General features: G+C 63.7%; 21 protein-coding genes. 6 read left to right on the plus strand and 15 right to left on the minus strand.

Going from position 1 to position 20,824, the window contains the following annotated elements:
• The first annotated feature begins 387 nt into the window (after nucleotides 1–387).
• From KBA48_RS22305 to KBA48_RS22315, 3 genes are all read left to right on the plus strand, one after another.
• Nucleotides 388–846 (plus strand): MarR family winged helix-turn-helix transcriptional regulator, encoded by a 459-nt coding sequence (locus KBA48_RS22305; protein WP_292910529.1) that lies wholly within the window; start codon nucleotides 388–390, stop codon nucleotides 844–846.
• Complete coding sequence (locus tag KBA48_RS22310; protein ID WP_292910530.1) at nucleotides 843–1,652, plus strand: NAD(P)-dependent oxidoreductase; 810 nt, start codon at nucleotides 843–845, stop codon at nucleotides 1,650–1,652. The genes KBA48_RS22305 and KBA48_RS22310 overlap by 4 nt, the downstream gene beginning before the upstream one ends.
• A 226-nt stretch (nucleotides 1,653–1,878) precedes the next feature.
• Nucleotides 1,879–2,895, plus strand: a complete 1,017-nt coding sequence (locus KBA48_RS22315; RefSeq protein ID WP_292910532.1) for an aldehyde reductase — start codon at nucleotides 1,879–1,881, stop codon at nucleotides 2,893–2,895.
• Nucleotides 2,896–3,232: 337 nt separating this feature from the next.
• On the opposite strand, the gene KBA48_RS22320 is transcribed toward KBA48_RS22315, so the two are convergent.
• From KBA48_RS22320 to KBA48_RS22390, 15 genes are all read right to left on the minus strand, one after another.
• Entirely contained in the window at nucleotides 3,233–4,057 is an 825-nt protein-coding gene (locus tag KBA48_RS22320; RefSeq protein ID WP_292910534.1) for an alpha/beta fold hydrolase, read from the minus strand.
• 11 nt (nucleotides 4,058–4,068) lie between these two features.
• Complete coding sequence (locus tag KBA48_RS22325) at nucleotides 4,069–4,833, minus strand: fumarylacetoacetate hydrolase family protein (RefSeq protein ID WP_292910536.1); 765 nt, start codon at nucleotides 4,831–4,833, stop codon at nucleotides 4,069–4,071.
• Nucleotides 4,834–4,847: 14 nt separating this feature from the next.
• Complete coding sequence (locus KBA48_RS22330; RefSeq protein ID WP_292910538.1) at nucleotides 4,848–5,642, minus strand: fumarylacetoacetate hydrolase family protein; 795 nt, start codon at nucleotides 5,640–5,642, stop codon at nucleotides 4,848–4,850.
• A 3-nt stretch (nucleotides 5,643–5,645) separates the two neighbouring features.
• A complete protein-coding gene (locus tag KBA48_RS22335; RefSeq protein ID WP_292910540.1) occupies nucleotides 5,646–7,112 on the minus strand; it encodes a 2-hydroxymuconic semialdehyde dehydrogenase in 1,467 nt (488 codons plus the stop codon).
• An 83-nt stretch (nucleotides 7,113–7,195) separates the two neighbouring features.
• Nucleotides 7,196–8,116, minus strand: coding sequence for a catechol 2,3-dioxygenase (locus KBA48_RS22340; RefSeq protein WP_367273863.1), 921 nt, complete (start codon nucleotides 8,114–8,116; stop codon nucleotides 7,196–7,198).
• Between the two features lie 23 nt (nucleotides 8,117–8,139).
• Complete coding sequence (locus KBA48_RS22345) at nucleotides 8,140–8,472, minus strand: 2Fe-2S iron-sulfur cluster-binding protein (RefSeq protein ID WP_292910544.1); 333 nt, start codon at nucleotides 8,470–8,472, stop codon at nucleotides 8,140–8,142.
• Between the two features lie 3 nt (nucleotides 8,473–8,475).
• A complete protein-coding gene (locus KBA48_RS22350) occupies nucleotides 8,476–9,537 on the minus strand; it encodes an NADH:ubiquinone reductase (Na(+)-transporting) subunit F (RefSeq protein ID WP_292910546.1) in 1,062 nt (353 codons plus the stop codon).
• Between the two features lie 7 nt (nucleotides 9,538–9,544).
• Entirely contained in the window at nucleotides 9,545–9,904 is a 360-nt protein-coding gene (locus KBA48_RS22355; RefSeq protein WP_292910548.1) for a phenol hydroxylase subunit P4, read from the minus strand.
• 157 nt (nucleotides 9,905–10,061) lie between these two features.
• Entirely contained in the window at nucleotides 10,062–11,597 is a 1,536-nt protein-coding gene (locus tag KBA48_RS22360; protein ID WP_292910550.1) for an aromatic/alkene/methane monooxygenase hydroxylase/oxygenase subunit alpha, read from the minus strand.
• An 11-nt stretch (nucleotides 11,598–11,608) separates the two neighbouring features.
• Nucleotides 11,609–11,881 (minus strand): MmoB/DmpM family protein, encoded by a 273-nt coding sequence (locus KBA48_RS22365; protein ID WP_292910552.1) that lies wholly within the window; start codon nucleotides 11,879–11,881, stop codon nucleotides 11,609–11,611.
• Between the two features lie 16 nt (nucleotides 11,882–11,897).
• A complete protein-coding gene (locus tag KBA48_RS22370) occupies nucleotides 11,898–12,896 on the minus strand; it encodes an aromatic/alkene monooxygenase hydroxylase subunit beta (protein ID WP_292910554.1) in 999 nt (332 codons plus the stop codon).
• On the minus strand, nucleotides 12,893–13,165 hold the full coding sequence (locus KBA48_RS22375; RefSeq protein WP_292910556.1) for a phenol hydroxylase subunit: 273 nt from the start codon (nucleotides 13,163–13,165) through the stop codon (nucleotides 12,893–12,895). The genes KBA48_RS22370 and KBA48_RS22375 overlap by 4 nt, the downstream gene beginning before the upstream one ends.
• Nucleotides 13,166–13,452: 287 nt before the next feature.
• A complete protein-coding gene (locus KBA48_RS22380) occupies nucleotides 13,453–14,043 on the minus strand; it encodes a 2-hydroxychromene-2-carboxylate isomerase (RefSeq protein ID WP_292910558.1) in 591 nt (196 codons plus the stop codon).
• Between the two features lie 106 nt (nucleotides 14,044–14,149).
• Nucleotides 14,150–15,481 (minus strand): DUF1329 domain-containing protein, encoded by a 1,332-nt coding sequence (locus KBA48_RS22385; protein WP_292910560.1) that lies wholly within the window; start codon nucleotides 15,479–15,481, stop codon nucleotides 14,150–14,152.
• Nucleotides 15,482–15,503: 22 nt separating this feature from the next.
• The gene (locus KBA48_RS22390; protein ID WP_292910562.1) at nucleotides 15,504–17,381 is read right to left on the minus strand and encodes a DUF1302 family protein; all 1,878 of its coding nucleotides are present in this window, start codon (nucleotides 17,379–17,381) and stop codon (nucleotides 15,504–15,506) included.
• A 613-nt stretch (nucleotides 17,382–17,994) separates the two neighbouring features.
• Between KBA48_RS22390 and KBA48_RS22395 the strand changes: the two genes are divergently transcribed.
• The 3 genes from KBA48_RS22395 to KBA48_RS22400 all read left to right on the plus strand — a co-directional run bounded on the left by KBA48_RS22395 (nucleotide 17,995) and on the right by KBA48_RS22400 (nucleotide 20,440).
• Nucleotides 17,995–19,824, plus strand: coding sequence for a sigma-54-dependent Fis family transcriptional regulator (locus KBA48_RS22395; RefSeq protein ID WP_292910564.1), 1,830 nt, complete (start codon nucleotides 17,995–17,997; stop codon nucleotides 19,822–19,824).
• Between the two features lie 233 nt (nucleotides 19,825–20,057).
• Nucleotides 20,058–20,141 carry a hypothetical protein gene (locus KBA48_RS33065; protein ID WP_367273864.1) on the plus strand — a complete coding sequence of 28 codons (84 nt, stop codon included), beginning with the start codon at nucleotides 20,058–20,060 and terminating at the stop codon, nucleotides 20,139–20,141.
• On the plus strand, nucleotides 20,141–20,440 hold the full coding sequence (locus tag KBA48_RS22400) for a HigA family addiction module antitoxin (RefSeq protein WP_292910566.1): 300 nt from the start codon (nucleotides 20,141–20,143) through the stop codon (nucleotides 20,438–20,440). Before KBA48_RS33065 ends, KBA48_RS22400 begins: the two co-directional genes overlap by 1 nt.
• Nucleotides 20,441–20,824 lie beyond the last annotated feature (384 nt).

Here is a 20,824-nt window from a genome sequence, read left to right on the forward strand (position 1 = left end):
TGATGACGCAAGCGTATGGCAACACTCCATACAGTGCAATATGGTATTGTTTAGTCATTTGGAGATGGAGATATGCGAAAGCTATATCGTCACGAAAACAGGATATCGGCCACGAGAATAGCCGTTTCAGGCGCGTCAATTGGGAATTTTACGGTATGCGCTACGCAAACCACCTCGAGACCGAATGCCAACCATACAGTACATCTTTGTATATAATAAGAGCGTGTTCGTGCCCGCGGACCGCCCCTTTGGGCCGGGAATGGTGCTACGCAATTCCTCGCCGGGCAATTTCAGGAGACCCCAAAAACTTCAGTCCACTCATCCTTGACATTCGTTCGCTACCTTGCGATATTCGTATGGTAGCAAACGAAATGCCGAGGCTTCCCCATGCAGGATCAGGCCGACACCGAATACCTCTCCGTGGGAGCATGGACGAAACGGTGTTACTTCGCGGGTCGCGCCCTGATGGACGCAACCTTGCGGCCCTATGACCTGGGATCCACGCAATGGTATGTGTTATGGCACCTCGCCAACAGTGGCCCTTGCGTTCAGCGCGACCTCGGGCGGGCGCTCGCACTCGAACGGGCGACTTTAAGTGGCATCATCTCCACCCTTGTTCGTAAAGGCTTGGTCGAACAGGCCGCGAGTGGGGAGGATCAGCGTCAGCGTCTGCTGACATTGACGGCCGCGGGGGAGGCGCTGTGGCGCAAGCTTCCCGATCTTTGCTTCATTCAAGACGTTGCCTTCGCCGGAGTTGATGAGGCCGAACTGGCCGCGACCATCCGCGTTCTGCGATCGGCGACCGAGCGACTGCAAGCCCTGTTGCAGAAAGGATTGAGCAAATGACTGTCCTGGTGACCGGATCCACGGGGCTGGTGGGCGAACGACTTCTCCCACGCCTGATGGAAGCTGATTTGCCCTGCCGCGTTTTGGTCCGGCCTGGGAAAGCCTATCCGGAGGGCATTGAGGCCGCGACGGGCGACATTCTCGACCCTTCAACCCTGCCAGCCGCCGTCCGCGGGGTTTCCGCCATTGTTCACCTGGCCGCAGTATTTCGCACCCAGGACACCGACCTCATTTGGAAAAGCAACCTTGATGGGACCCGCAACCTGATTGCCGCCGCGAAAGCCCATGCTCCCGGCGCACGGTTCATCATGGCGAGCACCAGCAATGTCTACAACCCTGACAATCCGCATCCCGGACGGGAAGACGACCCGGTCAATCCTCAGCACGCCTATCCGGCCAGCAAGGTGGCCGCAGAGAAAGAACTGCGCGAAAGCGGTTTGAACTGGTCAATCATCCGGTTCCCATTCGTGTATGGCGACGGCGACGGGCATCTTGAGTCTCTTCCCAAATACGTCAGCAACTGGCATCCGGCGCAACGAATGAGCACGATTCACCATCGTGACGTCGCCAAGGCGATCAAGTTTGCGCTCGACGGGAGATTTGATCGGCGTGTCGTGAACATCGCGGATGGGGCACCGGCTTCGATTTATGAACTCACCGGCTTGCTCGGTGTAAAAATGGCGTCGAGCGCCGAACCGCTTTCAAACCCCTGGTACTTGCATGTGGATAGCTCCCTTTCCCGCAGCCTGGGTTTTCATTGCAGTGTCCACTCGGTCTACCAAGCCCAACAAGAAGGGGTGATTTAAGGGGCTGGTTATGGACGCGGCGAATGCGCAGGACGGCATCAACCCGCCCGCGCAGCCCGATCCTTCCCACTGTTCGATGAAAGGGGCGGATACCGGTCGACGGGCCGTGCGTCGCATGCGTGCGTCCAGGGATTGCTCAGGCCTACCGCCATTGTGAGCCGGCACCTCAAGCCCGCTGGCATGACCGAGTGACAGACCACCATCACCTTCACAAGGGAACTCCATCGTGATCCAGCAACGCGTCCTCGTCACCGGCGGCTCCGGTTTCATTGCGGGGCACTGCATTCTCCAGCTTCTGGAGCAAGGTCACTTCGTCCGCTCGACGATCCGCTCCTTGGCCAAGGAAGCGGTGGTACGGAGCGTTCTCAAGGACGCGGGCATGGTTCATTCCGACAGGCTGAGCTTCGTCGCGGCCGATCTGTTGCGGGATGACGGCTGGGCAGAGGCCGTCGCCGGCATGGATGTCGTCCTGCATGTCGCCTCGCCGGTCCAGCCCGGGAGGGTCGCGAACGAGGACGAGGTGATCCTTCCCGCACGGGATGGCACGTTGCGCGTGCTGCGCGCGGCACGAGACGCGGGGGTAGGTCGCGTCGTTCTTACCTCCGCATTCCACGCAGTGAGCTGGGGGCATTCGCACAGCGACCATGTATTCACCGAGGCCGACTGGACGATTCTCGATGGGCCCGGCGTCGATGCTTACGGCAAGAGCAAGACCCTTGCCGAACGCGCGGCCTGGGATTTCATCGCAGCCGAAGGTCACGGGCTGGCGCTGACCACGATGCTGCCGGTCGCCGTTATGGGACCGGTGATGGGCAAGAACGTATCCGGCTCCAACCAAGTCGTCCGGCGCATGCTTGACGGCGCGATGCCGGTGGTCCCGAACCTTTTCATACCCGTGGTCGATGTCCGCGACGTCGCCAGCGCGCATGTCATGGCAATGATGAACCCGGCAGCAGCCGGTGAGCGGTTCCTGCTCTCGAACGGCCGGGCACTCAGCCTGAAGGAGATCGGTGCCATTATCAGGGCCGCGCTTGGGGATACGGCCACGCGGGTCCCGACACGCACCCTCCCCGACTTTGTGGTCCGCATCGCCGCGCGCTTCAATGCTGAGATGCGTCCTTTCGTACCCGACCTTGGCTACGCCAAGAAAACCTCGAACGAGAAGGCGAGGCGCGTGCTCGGCTGGACCCCACGCGAGCCCCGCGAGGCGATCGTTGCGGCGGCGACTTCCATGGTCGGGTGAATTCGCCAAGCCCGGCATGCATAAACGCCGTCGCCCGTTACCAGCAGGATGTGACGTCCCTTCGCCGCAAAGGACGCGCCAATGGTGTGCGCCAAGCACAGGCCAATGGAACCGCCGTTACAAGGCGCTATGACGGAGTTCAGACCCGACGTTCCGATCAGCGTCCAGGGATTGGGCGGGCTCCAGAATAACCTGAATGACGCGCTTGCCCTTCAGGAACGAGCCATGCGAGGACGTGCGGAAAGTCAGGCCGGCGGCGGACGTGCTGACTATGCCACCGCGATGATGCCGATGGCGTTGTCGATATCGGCGCGGCCGGTGGCCAGCAACACCGCTTTCAGATCAGGAAATCGGTAACCAGCCGCGTGAAGCCGGCCGCATGTTCAATCTGGGTCCAATGGCCGCACTGCCCGAAAACATGCAACTGCGACCGGTCAATCCATTGATGCAGCGTCAGGGAGCTCGCCAGCGGAATGATCCGGTCGTCACGGCCATGGATGATCAGCGTTTCATGCGGCAGTGCCCGGATGGCGTCCGGATCACTGGCAAGCGCATCGACCCAGCGTTGGCGCGGAGCCGGGAACAAAGCGGCGAATGCCTCCTGCACGCCGGGGCGGGCGCTGGCCTTGTAGCGCAGTTCCGCCAGTTCGTCCGTCACCAGGGTCCGGTCATGGGCGAACAGGTCCATCATCTCCCGCATCGCCTGAAAACTCGGTTCATAACCCCAGACCCGGTCCAGCCCGTCGGTGATGGGGAAGGAGGTGCCCGCGGCCCCCATCAACACCAGCTTGCCCACCCTCTCCGGGTGGGCAATGGCCATGGCCAGCGCGATGGCGCCGCCAAAACTGTTGCCGATGATGTGGGCACGGCCGATATCCAGCACATCCATCAGGGCCGCCAGTTGCGCCACCCAGACGGATTTGTCGCAAACCAGGGGGGCCGCCCCCGGCCGTTCCGTATAGCCAAAACCCAGCATATCGGGTGCCAGGGTGCGGAAGCGGCTGGATAGTTCCGGAATGGTCAGCCGCCAGTTGGCCCAGGCGGTGACGCCGGGGCCGGAGCCATGGATCAGGATGACGGGATCGCCCTTACCGTAATCATGGTAGTTCACCGACACACCACCGGCCAGGACGGAGCGGCCGATCTCAGGAGAGGACGACATGGGTTTTCCTTTCACTTCACCGTGAAGCCGGTGGCCCCCAGATGCTGTACATCCAGGCTGACCGACAGGCCGGGTGACAGGGCATCGGCCGCCGTGGCCCCACCGGCCAGCACGATCCAACCCGCCTCCAGCCGCAGTCCCGATGCCGCGACAAGACGCGATGCCGCCGCGAGGCTACGCCCCGGATGGCCCAGGATGGCGGCGCTTGACCCCACCTGCACCGGTCGACCGTTAAAACGCATGACCATGCCCAGGTTGGACAGGTCGATGTCCGGCCGGTTCCAGGCCCCCAGCACGAAGGAGGAGGAGGAGGAATTGTCGGCAACGACATCGGGCAGGCTAAACTTGAAGTTCCTGTATCGGCTGTCGATGATCTCCAGCGCCGGGGCCACCGCCTCTACGGCGTTCAACGCCTCGGCCATGGTCACCAGCCCCTCCAGCGGGCGTTTCAGCAGGAAGGCGATTTCCGGTTCCACGCGCGGATGCACATAGCGGTCGAAACGGATGGCCTCCCCATCCTCCACCCGCATGGCGTCGGTCAGGCGGCCCCAGATGACGTCATGCACGCCCATCTGGTTCATCTTGGCCCGGCTGGTCAGGCCCATCTTCATGCCGATGATACGCTCGCCCCGTTCCTGCCGGCGACGGATGGACAGGGCCTGGATGGCATAGGCCTCCTCCAGGCCCAGATCGTGGCTGTCGGCCAGTTGCGGGATCTCGGTCGCGGTACGCGCCGCCTCGTCCACGGTGCGGGCCAGTTCTGCCAAAAGTCTCATGATCCAGCCCTCGCTCAACCGAAATGCGCCCGGACGGAGCCCAGGCCGTTGATCCGCAACTCGATACTGTCGCCCTTGGTCACCGGGGCCAGGGGGCCCAGCGCGCCCGACAGGACGATGTCGCCCTTTTTCAGGGGCCGGCCCACCGCCACCATCTTGCGCGCCAGCCATAGGGTGGCGGTCAGCGGGTTGCCCAGACAGGCAATGCCGGCCCCCGTGGAAACGGGTTCCCCCCGCCGCTCGATCACCATGCCGCACAGGACGGGGTCGAAGTCCGCCAGCGCTACGGGCCGCGTGCCCAGCACGAACAGGTCGGCACTGGCATTATCGGCGATAGTGTCCAGGATCTTGATGTTCCAGTCCTTGATGCGGCTGCCCACCACCTCGATGGCCGGCAGGGCATAGTCGATGGCGTGGATCACGTCGGCGATGGTCAGCCCCTCGCCATCCAGATCGTCTTTCAGGGCAAAGGCGACCTCGCCTTCCACCTTGGGCTGGTGCAGCCGGTCGAAGGGGATTTCCTCCCCATCGGTAAAGGCCATGTCGGCGAACAGCATGCCGTAATCAGGCTGGTCCAGGCCCAGCATGGTCTGCACGGCCCTGGACGTGGCGCCGATCTTCCGCCCCACCAGCCGGCGGCCGTTTGACAGCCAGTGACGGGTGTTCGCCTCCTGGATGGCATAGGCGGTGGTGGGGTCGTTGGTGCCCAGCGTGTCCCGCAAGGGGGCGATGGGGGTGCCACCAGCGGTGACGGCACGCAGGGATGCGGCGGCTTCTTCAATCCGGTCAGGGGAGATGTCGGGCATCATGCCTCACAGCTTCACGCAGATGTTGGTCAGTTCGGTGTAGAATTCCAGGCCGTGGACACCGCCCTCGCGCCCGATGCCGGACGATTTGGACCCGCCGAAGGCCGTGCGCAGGTCGCGCAGGAACCAGGAATTGACCCAGACGATGCCCGCCTCCATGCGGGCCGCCACGCGGTGGGCGCGGCTGGCATTTTCCGTCCAGATCGCGGCGGCAAGGCCGTATTCGGTGTCGTTGGCCCGCTCGATCACCTCCTCCTCGGTATCGAAGGGGCTGATGTGGCAGCAAGGGCCGAAAATCTCCTCCCGCATGATCGGGCTGTCGTCGGACAGGCCGGTCCAGATGGTGGGCTCGATCCAGCATCCGTCGGCCAGGGCACCGGGCATCGCGGGGATGCCGCCACCCGTCACCACCGTCGCCCCCAGGTCGCGGGCCTTCTGGTAATAGGAATGGACCTTGGCCTGATGTTCCTTGCTGATCAGCGGGCCGAAATTGGCTTGGGCGTCGGACGGCACACCGATGCGCAGGGCTTCGGCTCCATCTTTCAGCCGCGCAACGAATTCATCAAAGATGGGCCGTTCCACGAAGACCCGCTCGGTCCCTAAGCAGACCTGGCCGCAATTGGCAAAGACCGACCGCAACGTGCCTTCGATGGCCTTGTCCATGTCGGCATCGGCGAAGATGATGCCGGGATTCTTGCCGCCCAGTTCGAAGCTGACAGGGCGCGTACCCTCGGCGGCAGCCTTCATGATGGCGGTGCCGGTGCGCGTTTCGCCCGTAAAGGTGATGCCGTTCACGCCCTTGTGCGTGGTCAGGAACTCGCCGGCACTGCCGGGACCGAAGCCGTTGACGACATTATAGACGCCGGGCGGCACACCGGCGGCGTTCATCACCTCGCCCAGCAATGCTGCCGTGGCCGGCGTCTCTTCCGACGGTTTCACCACAACCGTGTTGCCACAGGCCAGCGCCGGCCCGACCTTCCAGGTCATCAGCAGCAGCGGCAGGTTCCAGGGGCAGATGACGCCGATCACCCCGCGCGGCCGGCGCACGCCGTAATTGACGGCGCCTGTGCCGTCCGGCGTGGGCATGGAGAAGGATTCCGTCGGCACATTCTTCACCAGATCGGCGAAGATCTTGAAATTCGCGGCCCCGCGCGGGATGTCGATATGGCTGGCCAGGCTACGCGGCTTGCCCGTGTCCCGGCATTCGGCGGCCAGGAATTCCTCGAACCGGGCGTTGATGCCATCGGCCACGCGGTGCAGGATGTCGGCCCGTTCCGCCATGCTCATCCGGCCCCAGGGACCGTTCAGCGCGGCGCGCGCCGCCGTCACGGCGGCATCGACATCGGCCGCGTCCGCCTCCGCCACCCGCGCGATCAGGGAATTGTCGCAAGGGTCGCGGTCATCGAACCAGCGGTCGGACGCGCCGGGCACAAAAGCGCCATTGATAAAATTCAGGATGCGCCGGTCGGTCATGGCGGAGTTCCTTCATAGAGGTGGGAAATGAAAGGAAACCCGTCTCCCGGCGCTGTCGCACCACCGGGAGACGGGGCCGCGGTTCACGTCACCACGGTCATGAAGCGGTCGTTCAGCGCGCGCTCGTAATAGAAGATGGCCTTCCCGGCCTCGTCCGCCGTCCAGGTACGCACCGGATGGTCGGGATAGAACTGGTAGCCGCCACAGAACACCTCGTTCCGGTTACCGGACGGGTCGAAGAAATAGATGGTCTGGCCGCGCGTGATGCCATGGCGGGTCGGGCCGATATCGACGGAGATGTTGTAACGGGTCATCAGGTCGGCGGCGTGGCCGATATCGGTCCAGCTTTCCAGCAGGAAACTGACATGATGCAGCTTGCCCTTGCCCGGATAGCGGACCAGGGCCAGATCATGCGCCTTGGTGGAGCAGGTCAGGAAGATGGCGATGGTTTCCTCTCCGTCCGGCGTCACCACCTGTTCGGTCAGGCTGAAGCCCAGCACATCACGAAAGACGGCGGCGGTGGCGTCGATATCGTCGCCATAGAGCAGGCAATGATCGAAGCGGATGACACGCATGCCGCGCGGTTCGGTGCGCCACAGGTCGGGATTGTCGATCATCGGGCCGTTTTCCGCCCGTTCCATGCTGGCGAACAGGTCGATGGCGTGGCCCGTCGGCGTCACGAAACGCACGCGGCGGCCCAGGCCCGGCTGCTCGCCCGCCGGGATGGTAGACACCATCAGGCCGGCGGCGCGCAGCTTGCCGGCATAAAATTCGAGCACCTCCTCGGACGCCACCTTAAAGCCCATCACGTCCAGGCCCGGCTCGTCGGCCTCGCGCAGCACGATGGAATGGCGGTCGAACTCGTCATAGGCGCGAAGATAGGCGCGGCCGTCGCCCGCCACCTCCACCAGTTCCAGGCCCATACGGTCGCGGTAATGAACCAGGGCCTCATCCAGATCCAGCACACGGACCTGGGCGAAACCGGGACGCAGCACACCTGTCATCGACATGATCGTTTCCTTCCCTGTTATGAACCGGCGGTTTCTTCCACCGGGTAAAGGCAATGCGGACTGACATCGAGCGCCAGGACCAGGTCGCCGCGCGGATAGAGGCGGCAAGCCAGCGCCAGGCCCTGGGCCTTCTCCGCCGGGCCGACATGACGCTTGCTCATCGGGCCTGTTTCGAACGCGCCCTCCAGCACCCGCACGCGGCAGACGCCGCAGCCGCCACCCCGGCAGCCGACCGGAATATCGGCCTTGCCGCCCTTCTCCATGGCGATCAGCACCCGGTCATCGGCCCCGCAGGTGAAACTGCCGCCATTGTCGCGGATGGTGACGCGGTGGCGATGATCGGGGGCCATGCGTCATATCCTCTTATAGAGGGGGCTTTTTGTGACGGTGGCGCTGTCGGCCTTGGTCACGAAGCTCTCCATATGGATGTCCTTTTCGAACAGCCGCCCCTTCATCAGGCTTCTGACGCAGGCATCGATCATCACGGGCGGGCCGCAGAGATAGGCCTTCATGCCCTTGAAATTGCCGTTAAAATGGCGTTCCGCCACCTCATGCACGAAGCCGCGATCGCCTTCCCAGCCATCGCCTTCATTCCCCTGGCAGGTGGCGGGGATATAGGTGAAGTTGGAATGCCGGCGGGCCAGTTCGCGCAACAAATCCCCGTCATAGACATCGTGGGTCATGCGCACGCCATGGATCAGGGTGATGGGGCCGGTCCAGCCGCCGGACAGCAGGTCCAGCACCATGCTTTTCGGGCTGGAAAGCCCCGAACCGCCGGCCAGGAACAGCATCGGCGCCGTCTGCGATTTATGGACATGGAACCGGCCCAGGGGACCGGACAGGTCCAGCCGATCGCCGACAGCCAGTCGCTCATGGATATAGGCCGTGCCCACACCCCCCGGCACCCTGCGGACCTGCAATTCCAGCAAGGTCGGATCGGAAGGGGCCGACGCGATGGAAAAGGCCCGCGGCTCCTCCAGTCCCGGCAGATGCAGGTTGACATATTGTCCGGCCTGGAAAGGCAGGCCATCGCCGGGCACGCGCAGCCACACGGCCTTGATGTCCGGCGTCAGGTCGTCCATGGCCTCCACGGTCGCGGTGACATCCTGAACGGGATGATGCTCGGCGTCGGGATCTTCCTCCACATCCGCCTCGATGATCACGTCGGACAGGGGCCGGGCGCAGCAGGCCAGCGTGCGGCCCTCTTCCCGCTCAAAATCCATCAGGGCGAAGGGGCTGGACGCGGCATGGTCGACGTCGCCATCCAGCACAGCCACCTTGCAGGTGCCGCAAAGCCCGTGATTGCATTGATAAGGCAGGTAGATGCCGTTGCGCAGGCAGGCATCCAGAAGCGTCTGGCCTTCCGCCACCTCGATGGTTTCGCCCAGCGGCTCGATGGTCAGTTGATAGCCCATGGCGGCCTCAGGCGTGGGAGCCGTTGATGCCGGTCAGGCCCGGCGTGCGCAGGACCAGTACCGACTTGTGCCCGATGCCCTGCTCCTTCAGCCCCTTGGCCGGGTCCGGCGTGAAGGGGGCACCATCCAGCTTCCATTCGGCCTGGGTCCAGTCGATGGAAACGAAATCCGGATGCTGGGCATAGGCCGCCGGCACGATCTGGTCATGGAACGCGGCAAAGGGCATGGCGGGCGGCAGCGGAAAGGCCACCGGCGCACAGAACATCAGGTGATCTTCCCAATGCAGATAGACGACCTGGTTCCCGTGGAAATTCTCCAGCCGATCCTTGGGCTGGAACTCATATGGGCCGATCGCGGCGACCGCCATGGCACACCTCCCCTGTCGGCCGCCGCTTTGGGGCGGCCCGTGATGATTTGTTGGGTGGTCGGGCTTCCATCAGCACCCACCGTCATCCCGGCGAAAACCGGGGTGACGGTTTGAGTGGGTGGGAAAGACAGTGCCCGGGGGGTATTGCGAAGCGGCCTCAGCCGCCAGCCTTGCCCCGATCCTTCATCCAGGCGTCCCACAATTGCTGGTCGGGCGAGCCCTGATAGTCCAGGTTGTCGACGCCATTGTTCAGGTGGTACCAGGCCAGCACGTCGGGGATCGTCGCCCCGCCGCAATTGCCCTGGAATATCTGATGCACGGGCAGCCAGGACTGGATGTATTTCTCCGGCTCGTCCTTGAAGATGTCGCAGCATCCGTCCGAGCAGAAATGGTAGGTCTCGCCCTTATGCTCCGCCCGGCGGAAGCAGATTTTCGTGGGATCATCGGGTTCGGTGAACAGCATCGGCACCTGACAGACGGTGCAAAGCTGGGGCAGGCTGTTATTGTAGAAACGCTTGCCCGCCTCCTGCTGTTTTTGCCAGTATTCGAAGCGCGGGCGGTACAGCTTGTCGAACGTGTCGGGATATTTCTCCGACAGCCAGGCCAATTCCTCTTCCTTGGGCACCCAGGTGTGGAAGGCGGCGGCGTGGGTGTAGTTGTAGAAGGTACACCAGGCCTCGTGGCTGAGGCGGCCCTTCTCCTTGCGGGCCACGTCGGCATATTTCGGCTCGCGGATGCCATAGCGGGCCAGATCCTTGAACAGGGCGCCGCCGGCTTCCTCGAAATACATCTCCCAGGCCTCGGCCCAGGACATGACGCGCTTGGGCAGCATGTAATCCATCATCATGGCGACGATGGTCAGCAGCCGGTAACCGCGCCAGAACCATTTATCGATCCATTTCTGGACGATAGGCACATTGCCCTCGTCCTGTTCCAGCATGAACTTGATGATCTCCAGCCCCAGCGTCATGTGCCGGCTCTCGTCGCTCTGCGCCGAAAAGCCGAAGGTGACGGTGGCCATGTCGCCATTGAAGGCTGCGCCCGACATGAAGGGCACGAACAGCAGGTTGGTCAGCACATATTCGAAGGAGAAGCTGATCGCCGTCAGGAATTCGAACGGCCCGGCGCTGGCCGCGTCGTCGAAGAAGCTTTTCGGCACCGACAGGTACCAGACACGGTCATGCATGTGCCGGCTGTCATGCAGCCCGTCGAAGAACTTGTTGTAATGGCTGATCGTATGGATCTGCGTCTGGGCATGGCGCAATTCATCGATGGCCTGCATCTGACAGGCGACGCGGGGTCCGGCGCCCACGAAATGCCGCCCGACCTGGGCATAGCCGCGATGGGCCATGTATTCCAGGGGCGACACGCCCGTCAGGAAAATCTTGATGGCATTGATATAGCGCGCGTCCGTGATGTTCATCTGCCCGTTATTCTGGGCAAAACTGTCGATCACGGCATAAAGCTTGCGCTCCTTCTCCGCCTGATATTTCCAGTAGGCGTCCATGGTCAGGCGGAACGGGTCTTCCCAGGCGTCCCAGTCATGGATCTTGATGCCTTCATAATCGGCGAAGGGAAACACCTTGCTCATCGGCTGATAGGTGGTTTCCCAGCCCAGGCCGCGCGTCAGGTGCGCATAGCGCTCCTTCAGGCCCAGCTTCTTCGCCTTGGGTTCCTTCAACAGCGTGGTCATGGATCAACCCCTCAGTTCTTCCAGGCGATGACGATGCGCTCGTCATCCTCGTCGACATTGCCGGCCAGGCTGATCAGGCTCAGCTGCAGCTCCTGCAGGTCGTAATCGCGGCCCAACTGCGTCTCCACGCTATCGCGGCGAATTTCCAGCCGGCCGGGGCAGTCGATCTTGGTCAGTGACGGCATACTGGCGACCGTGGCCGCCGGGTTGTCCGACAGGATGGCCGCCGCGATGGCCCGCCCCTCGTCGGTGTTCTGAAGCGTGATGGAAACATTCTGCGCCATGGTTGGCTTCCTCTCTTCAGACCAGAAGGCCGATCTTGCGGGCCCGCGCGTCCAGTGCCTGACGGATCTCGGCCAGCGCCGTCACCCCGTCGCAGCCCAGGACATGGTCGGCCAGGGGCCGCAGGGCTTCCTGCGCACGGGTGGCCCAGGCGGCATACCAGCCGGACAGAAGCTGCCGGTTGGCGTCATTCTCGGCGGCCACGCGCTTGATGACGGCATCGACCCATTTGGCATTGTCGTCCTGCCAGTCGACCATGAACTCGGTCAGCATCGACAGGCCCTGCGCCCCATGCGCCTGACCGCCCGCATCGAAGCGGCCATAGACCAGGGGGTAGAGCATTCCGTCCATGGACAGGTTCTGCGCCACCAGCAGTTCGAACCAGTCGGTCAGGACCAGGCTGTCCTCCACCATCCGGCGCACGCCCTGCCAGACGGGATCGTCCATCCAGGCCCGCTTGGCGGCGGCCAGACTGTCGCCGGCATTGCCGTCCATGACCAGTCCGACACGGCTGATGATCTGGGCGATGCCCAGCCGGTCCATGGTGATGAACTGCGTCGCCTGGGTGATCGCGGCACCATATCCGATGGCCGTGATCTGGGAATTGTTCATGTTGGCCCCCCATTCGTAATGCCGAAGGGGCAACAGGTAGAGACGGACGATCTCCGCCCAGGCGGGCGCGATGGCGGCCAGCAACTGGCGCTTCTCGACGAAGGCGAAATTCTTCTCCGTCGCCTCCATCATCCGCGAGCGGGCGATGGTGTAGGCACCGTAATAAAGCTGGCGCGGGTCGCGGGGCGCGTACCAGTCTTCCATGGTGATGGCGGTGCGCGACTTGTCGAACAGCTCATATTCCGGGGCCCAGGTGGGGCGGTAATGGAAATTCACCTCCGGCTGAAGGTCGTACATCGACTCTTCATAACGCGAGGCCGGGCGGTCGGCGCCCAAACGACGGGCGACATTGGCAAAGGTCTGCCGCCGTTGCTGGATGGCGGTGGTCTTGATCTCCAGGCTCATGCCGGGCTCCTGACGGGTTCGGATGATGCGGGGAAACGGGCGGCGAGAAGGTCGAAGCCGGCGGCCGCCACCTCCTCCACCGCCATGTCGGCCGCGTTGGCGGCCAGGAATTCGCGGAAGGCCGGCATGGGAAGCACCAGTTCCACCGTCAGATCCGGGTCGGCGATGGTGAAATCGAACAGGACGAAGGCCCCGCGCGTGCCGGTGACCCGGACATGGCGCTGCGTGATGTCAAGCGGATAGGGCTCAGGCGGTTCGGCACTGGCCATGGTTTTCCCTCCCTGAAAGGGGACCGCCCCGGTTTCGTGTCCTCTTCTCCCGGTCGGGAGGGGGCGGGGTCGGCGTCTGCCCTTCTGTTTCGCAAGGGCCGTGCCAGGAGCGGCATTTGGCGACCGGCCACCGAAATTTTTATTAAGTCACTGATTTATTTCGGTATTTTCAACTTGCCCGACGGCCGGTCAGGGGTGGTTGCCGACACGCCCCCCACATTGCGGCCGGGCTTGATCTTTCGGTGAAGGCAACCTCTCGAACCGATTGATCATTTCATCAAGGCTGGTCACAGCTTGGCCAGCCGCAATTCGCGCAGATGGTCGTCCAGGAAATCCACCCGGTCATTGCCCCAGAAAATCTGGTCGCCGACGACGAAGCTGGGCACACCGATCACGCCTTGTTCGAAGGCCAGCTCACTGTTGCGGGCCAGGATGGCGGCCGAACGCGGATCGTCCAGGGTGGCGGCCAGTGCCGCGCGGTCCAGGCCGATGGATGCCCCCACATCCAGAACCACGTCCCGCTGGCCGATATCCACGCCCTCGGCCCATTCCTTGCGCATCATCTCCACGATATAAGGCCGCAACAGACCCCGTTCCTCGGCCAGAAGCGAACCCAGTCCGGCCAGGGTCGGGTCGGTGCTGGCCGGTGGCGGGTTGACGGGGATGCCCAGGCGGCGGGCCCAGCGCGCCAGATCCTGGCGGACCAGCGGGATCTTCACCTTGGCCCGGTCGGGCGGCGACCGTCCGTCCCAGCCGGCCAGGGGCCGCCAGACCAGATTGACATGATACGTGTCCAGCACGGGCCAGATGGTCTTGGACGCCAGATAGCAATAAGGGCTGCGGAAGTTGAAATAGAAGATCAGATCGGTCGCGGTCATCGAAATCTCCAGGGTGAGGGGCAGAAAAAGAAAAGCCGGACCGGCGGGTTCCCGTCGGTCCGGCAGTTTTCCGGGAGCTGTTGGTGGGCTGCCGGAGCTGGGAGGATCAACGGCCTTCGGCGCGCATGTTCTGCACGTTGAACATGTTGGCCGGGGACAGTTTGGGGTCGACCTGACCCTTGAACTGCCCCGTCGTGCAATGGCCGGACAGAAGGTCGATCATGCTGAAACTGTCATCGATGGCGACACCGGTGCCCTTGTTGACGGGCAGGTGGTGGTCGGGATGCGACTTGCCGATGGTCCAGGATTTCCACAAATCGCCCTTGCGGTCATAGATCAGCGTGCGCTGGATCGTCATGGCCTGGGCATCGATATGGAAGACACGTTTGGAGATCGGGTGCGCCGGATCGACCGGCTCGGCCTCCAGCACATAGGTCTTGCGCAACTGCCAGGTGACGTTGGGGAAGCAGCCGCCCTTGCCGCCGAAATCGACATATTGATACCCGTCCGGGTCCTTGATGTCGGTGGCCAGCTTCTGGTCGTTATGGTTGTAGAAGGGCAGAAGCATCGTCTTCGTGCCCTTGTAGGTCCATTTCATGTCGGCGATGCGGCCGTTATAGCCTTCAAAATCCTCGATCATCAGATCGGAACCCAGGAAGGCGTCGGTCACCTGCCCCGTGGCCAGACGGCGCACCCGGCGCTGGAAACCCAGATACAGCCAGGCATCGTCACGCTTGCCGTCATCCTCGTACCGCAGGATCAGAAGCTGGGTGTTCTTCAGATCGCCCGGTTCCAGCACCTGCACATAGATGCCGCGGAAGATATTCGACGGATTGGCCGGCAGGTCGGGCAACGGCTGCTGGTCCACCCTGTGCTTGAAGTTCAGGAAATGGAAGTTGAACTTGATCTCGCGTTCCACGGCGCCGGAATTCAGGTTCCGGAAACGCCAGTAGAACGGATAGATGGCCGCGCTGTCGCCCCAGTTATAGCCATGCTTGTAGTTCCAGGCCAGTTTCTGGCCCGCCAGCGGGTCCTTCGGGTCGGGATCGGCCGGGAACGGGCGGCCCGCGACATAACCCGACAGGTTGCCGTCGGCCCCGATGCTGACCTTGCCGACATTCTGTTCGGATGCCTTCACGTAGGAGGCGGGAAGCGGGAAGTCGGTGGTGGCACCCACCGTCACCTCCACCCAGCCATCCTTGACGAACTGGTACATGGCGGGGTCGAGATAATCCTTCGCCGCTTCCACATTGCCCTTGTTGATGACCAGGCCGGGGGTGATGCCCGGCACCTGCGGCATGCCCTGCTTGTAGGGATAGAAACTGTCCTGAAACGCCTGGGCTGTCTGTGCGTCGGCCGACCCGCCCAACGCGATGGCGCAGAGCGCCAGACCGGCGGCGGCCAGACGCAGGGTGCTGCCGAGTTTCTTGGCTTTCATCTTCTTTGTCCTCCCAGGATCATCAGAACCGGTAACGCACGGTCAGTTGGATTTCGTCTTCGCGCTGGGCCATGCCGATGGGGCCGGAGCGGAAGCGGCCCAGCGGTTCGAACCCGCCCAAGCCCACGGAGCCGGGAGCGCCGCCCGCATGCAGCGGCGTGGCCGTGAAGGGCGGGAACGGGTTGCAGGTGCGGCAATCGTCGAAGCGGCGGATGCCCTTTCCGACCTTGAAATTGCCGCCCAGGACGACCTGCCAGCTATCATTGATCAGCCAGTCGACGGACGGCGCGATGGTGGCGGCTTCGGCCTTGAAGTCATAGGCGGTGATGACCTGCGGCGACAGACGGTCGTTCAGGTAGAAGCCCTTGATCAGCAGGGTGCCGATCCAACTGTTCTTCCAGTCGGGCATGCCCACGGGCCCCAGCGGCCCCTGTTCCAGTTCATGATCCAGGATGTGCTGGCCGAAGATCTGACCGGAGATCAGGAAAGACCGGGTCGGATTCAGGAACGGGATGAAGGTCTGCCGGTCGATGCCGACCACATAGCGGATGACGTCGCTGCTGCTGAACAGGCGGGGGCGCAGGGTGTTGGCGAATTCCTCGCCCGTCGTATAGGCGAATTCCATGCGCACGGCCGATTTCAGGCTGTCGACATAGAAATCCAGCGAGGTGCCGTAGAGGTCGACCTTGGGGAAATCGATGTCGAAGGCGATCAGATAGGGCCAGGCCTGTGCCTCGACACCCGGCGTGAAGGCATTGTCGGCCGGGATGCCGCCGCGCAGGGTGGGAAGCTGCTGTCGCGTATGCAGGTAGTTAAAACTGAACCCAACGCTCTTGAACACGCCTTCCAGCTTGCCGCCGAACTGCGTGTCATCCAGGCTCCAGTCCGGAACATTGGCCTGACGGATACCGATGACATGGGCGGGGAAGTCGGTTGCCAGGTTGCCATTGGCGAAATTGGACACCGTACAGCCATTGTCCCAGCAATTCTTCATGCCCCGGAAGAAGCTGCCCGCATCCAATATCTGATAGGGCGTACCCGCCTGGCCCAGGTTCGACGGGCGGAACCGGTCGAAATTCCAGACGAATTGCAGGTTCAGATCGTCGAACGCACCCGTGCCGCCCATGCGGTATTCGGCAGTCGCGATCCATTGCGGGATACGAATATCCTCCAGCTCGTCATAGATGTTGTGGCGGCTGTAATCGACGGGATTGATGACGTCCAGCACGCGGAACAGGTCGGTGCGGCCCCAGACCACCTGCTGGCGCCCGACGCGCACACCGAATTCACGCGTGTCGCCCACCTCCCAAGCGGCATCGACATAGGCTTCGCGCAGGAAGTCCCAGCGGCTGTTGAACTCCGGATAGCGCAGGTCGTTCAGCGTGGCATTCATGTAGCCGGGAATGCAGCCGCGGCTGTCCACGTTGCAGGGCTGCACGGGCACGCCGAAGCTGACGCCGCCATCGGGGCCGTGCAGCGGCTGGCCCAGCACGATCATCCCCTGGTTGGGATTGCGGGTCAGGTCGATGGGGCCCGCCGGCAGCGGGATTCCCCCGCCATGGGGTACCGGCGCCCCCATGGCCGTGCTTTCGATCAGGATGGGGCTGCCGGCATTCTTGCCGAAACGGGCGTCGCGCAGGTCGTAGACGGCATCATAGCTGGCGCGCAGGATGGCGTTGAAGGACAGGCGGCTGAAGCTCCCCGTCTCTCCGAAATCCTTGTGGATCTCCACCTGCGCCGTCGTGCGGGCCTTGACCAGGCCATCATCCTTGCGCGCATGGGTGACGTTTTCAACGAAGCCGCCGATATCGGCGGGCTCGTCTGCCATGGCGGGCATGGCCAGCGCGCTGGCCGACAACAGCAATCCGGCCAGATGGCCGTAACCCCTGATCTTGGGCATTTCTCCCTGTCCCCCTTGTTGCGGGCGCAAAGGCCCGGTGTCGCGCCGCCCGTTCGGGTGGTCGCCGGATATTTCGTGCTTGAAGGAGGGTCCCGGTGACCGGCCGCGGCCCGCCACACGGGTCCCCGTGCGCTACCGGATAAGCGGGATGCGTGGCTGCTGGATCATGTTTCCCCCTGGGTCGGGCGGCGGGAGGGGTTCGATCCCCTGGTCGCCTTTATCACGGCCCTTCGCGCGGGCCGGTTGTCCCCCGCATCGCAATCGCCGTGCCAGCACGGTGAGGCGGGCGCCGTGGCCCGGTGATTGCACCCTGTTCCACAGGCGTGAAACCCAGGACGGGCCAATGCTTGCAGCCATCAGCGGCGATGCTGCGGCGGGCGGGGTGACGGTGGTGCGACAGGGGCCGGCGGATCATCAATTGATCAAAACCGGCCCCGGCGGCTTTGACGCGATGGATGATTTCATCACGATGCGCCGCAGCATGAAATGTACCCCCGGCCCCCGGCCGAAAGTCTTGGGCTTCCGCGCTGTTCGGCGGTTGCCAGCGGCCCGGCCGCGGCATACGCTTTTGTGTGAGAGAGGCGCCAGAGAAGCGCCCTTGGGAGGAACATAGATGACCGACAAGCAGGCGGGTATCCTGCGCAGCGGCGGGCCCAAGCGGACCGGCGATGCGATTGGCCAATGCGGGACACAGATATTCGACCGGTTCGACCTCCCGGATATCGAGGATCTGGCCTCCCGGCTGCGCTTCTCCCCCCGGACGGGGCGCATCTGGCTGGACAATAACCGGATGATCCTGATGCATACCCGCGCGCTGGGCGCGCTGCGGCGGGAGTTGGTGGAGACGCTGGGCATCTCGGCGGCCCGCGCCCTGCTGATCCGCATGGGGTACGCATCGGGCGCGCAGGATGCGGAACTGGCGGTGAAGGTGCGCGGCACCGCCAGCTTCACGGATTTTTTCCTGGTCGGCCCGCAGTTGCACGCCCTGGAAGGCATCGTGAACGTGCAGCCGGTCCGGCTGGAATCCGACACCGCTACCGGCCATTTCTATGGCGAGTTCCTGTGGCACGACAGCGCCGAGGACGAGGTGCATATCGAACAGTTCGGCTTCGGATCGGAAAGTGCATGCTGGATGCAGCAGGGCTACGCATCGGGTTACACCTCCGTCTTCGTGGGCCGGCCCGTGCTGTTCCGGGAGGTGGAATGCCGGGCCACGGGGGCACAGGCCTGCCGCATCATCGGCAAGCCCCTGTCGGAATGGGACGCCACGGATGAGGAATTGCGCTATCTGCAACCACAGAGCTTCGCCAACCGCGACCGGCTGATCGTGTCGAACCGGACGGCGCAGGCGGCCCCCGCCACCGTTCCCGCCGCAGCCCCCTCGCCGGAGGTGCCGGCCACCCCGGAGAAGCTGCTGGTGGGCGCGTCGGCGGGTTTCAACATGGTCTGCCACATGCTGGAGAAGGTGGCGGGGACCAACGCCACCGTCCTGCTGCTGGGCGAAAGCGGGGTGGGCAAGGAACTGTTCGCGCAGACCCTTCACCGCATCTCCAAGCGCGCCAGCGGGCCGTTCGTCGCCATCAATTGCGCCGCCATCCCCGAACATCTGATCGAAAGCGAGCTGTTCGGGGTGGAGAAAGGAGCCTTCACCGGCGCCACCGAAAGCCGGGCGGGCCGGTTTGAACGCGCCCATGGCGGCACCCTGTTCCTGGACGAGATCGGAACCCTGACGCTGCAGGCCCAGGGGAAGCTGCTGCGCGCCCTGCAGGAGGGGGAGGTGGAGCGCGTCGGCGACCGGAAAAGCCGCAAGGTGGATGTCCGCGTGGTTGCCGCCACCAATGTCAACCTGCGCGACTGCACCCGCAAGGGAACCTTCCGCGAGGATCTGTTCTTCCGCCTGAACGTCTTTCCCATCCAGATCCCGCCGCTGCGCGACCGCCGCGCCGACATCCCCCTGCTGATGGAGCATTTCCTGAAGCAGTTCCGCAGCCGCCACGGCAAGCAGGTCACCGGCTTCACCCAGCGCGCCATCAATGGCCTGTTCGCCTATGACTGGCCCGGCAATATCCGGGAGCTGGAAAACATGATCGAACGCGGCGTCATCCTGGCCGCCGACGGAGAGGCGGTCGACCTCTGCCACCTGTTCACCTCGGGCGAGATATTGTCGGCCAATGTCCTGGCCATGTCGGGCGACGGGCTGCTGAACCCCTGCGGCCAGCGGGAGGCAGCGCGGGCGAAGGAAACGGTGGCGGGCGCGGGCGGCGGCGATGCCGGCAGCCTGATCGACACGCTGCTGGGCAACGGCACCTCGCTGGACGATCTGGAGGAACAGCTCCTGCAGGCCGCCGTGGAACGGGCCCAGGGCAACATCTCCGAAGCCGCCCGCATGCTGGGCATCACCAGGCCGCAGTTGGCCTACCGGCTGAAACGGAAGATCGTGTAAGGCAAGACTTGACACGTCGCTGTAAAGGATCACATTACACGCATGATCCGGTCGTTCCGCAGCAAGCCACTGCGCCAATATTGGGAAGATGGAGACCATCGGCGTTTGCCGGTCGAAAACCATGCCCGTGTGCGGCGTCAGTTGCTGGTACTTGATGCCGCGAAACAGCCGGAAGACATCAATCGCCGGGGTATCGTTTCCACGGGCTGCACACCGACCCGAAGCGCTGGTCGATCTGGGGAACCGGCAACTACCGGCTTACCTTTGGCTGGGATGGTGTGGATGCGGTTGATCTCGACCTGGAGGATTATCACTGATGCCTGATACCGCCCTTCCCCCCATGCATCCCGGCGAGCTTCTGCGTGAGGACGTGATCCCCGCACTGGACCGGTCAGTTACGGAGATCGCGGAACTGCTGGGCGTGTCGCGCCAGACACTGCATGCGATCCTGGCCGAACGGGCCGCCGTCACGCCGGCCATGGCCCTGCGTCTGGGCCGGCTGTGCGGGAACGGGGCGGAGCTTTGGCTTAGTCTGCAGACGAAGTATGACTTGGCCGTGGTGTCGGCGGCCATGGCGGCGGAACTGGACAGCATTCCCACCCTGTCCGCCCGCTGACCTTCACCAATTCATCACCCCTGCCCCCGCCCCTGCCGGACGCTTCGATCAAATCGTGAAGCAAGGCGGGACGGTACCGCCCGGAAGCCTTGCTTTCCCGTGCTGGCACAGGGGTTGCTAACCTTTTCCCCACCGAAGAAGCGCCCCGCGACAACAGGGGCGGACATGATCCGGGAACGGTCCGGCGCAAGCGCGCCCCGGCCGATACCCGTCCGAGGGGGAAATGAAGAATGTGCGACGCGCCTTCCGCGCGGCGGTCCCGGCTGCTGCCGGGCCGCCCCCACCCTGCCCGCCATTTGATACCAGCACCTCAATCGCCGGCACCGCCATCCGGCGGATTGGCTACGCCGCATGAGCGGCGCCGCGCCAGTCGGCGCGGATGCC

The sequence above is a fragment of the Niveispirillum sp. genome (genome assembly GCF_017996735.1).
GTDB lineage: Bacteria > Pseudomonadota > Alphaproteobacteria > Azospirillales > Azospirillaceae > Niveispirillum.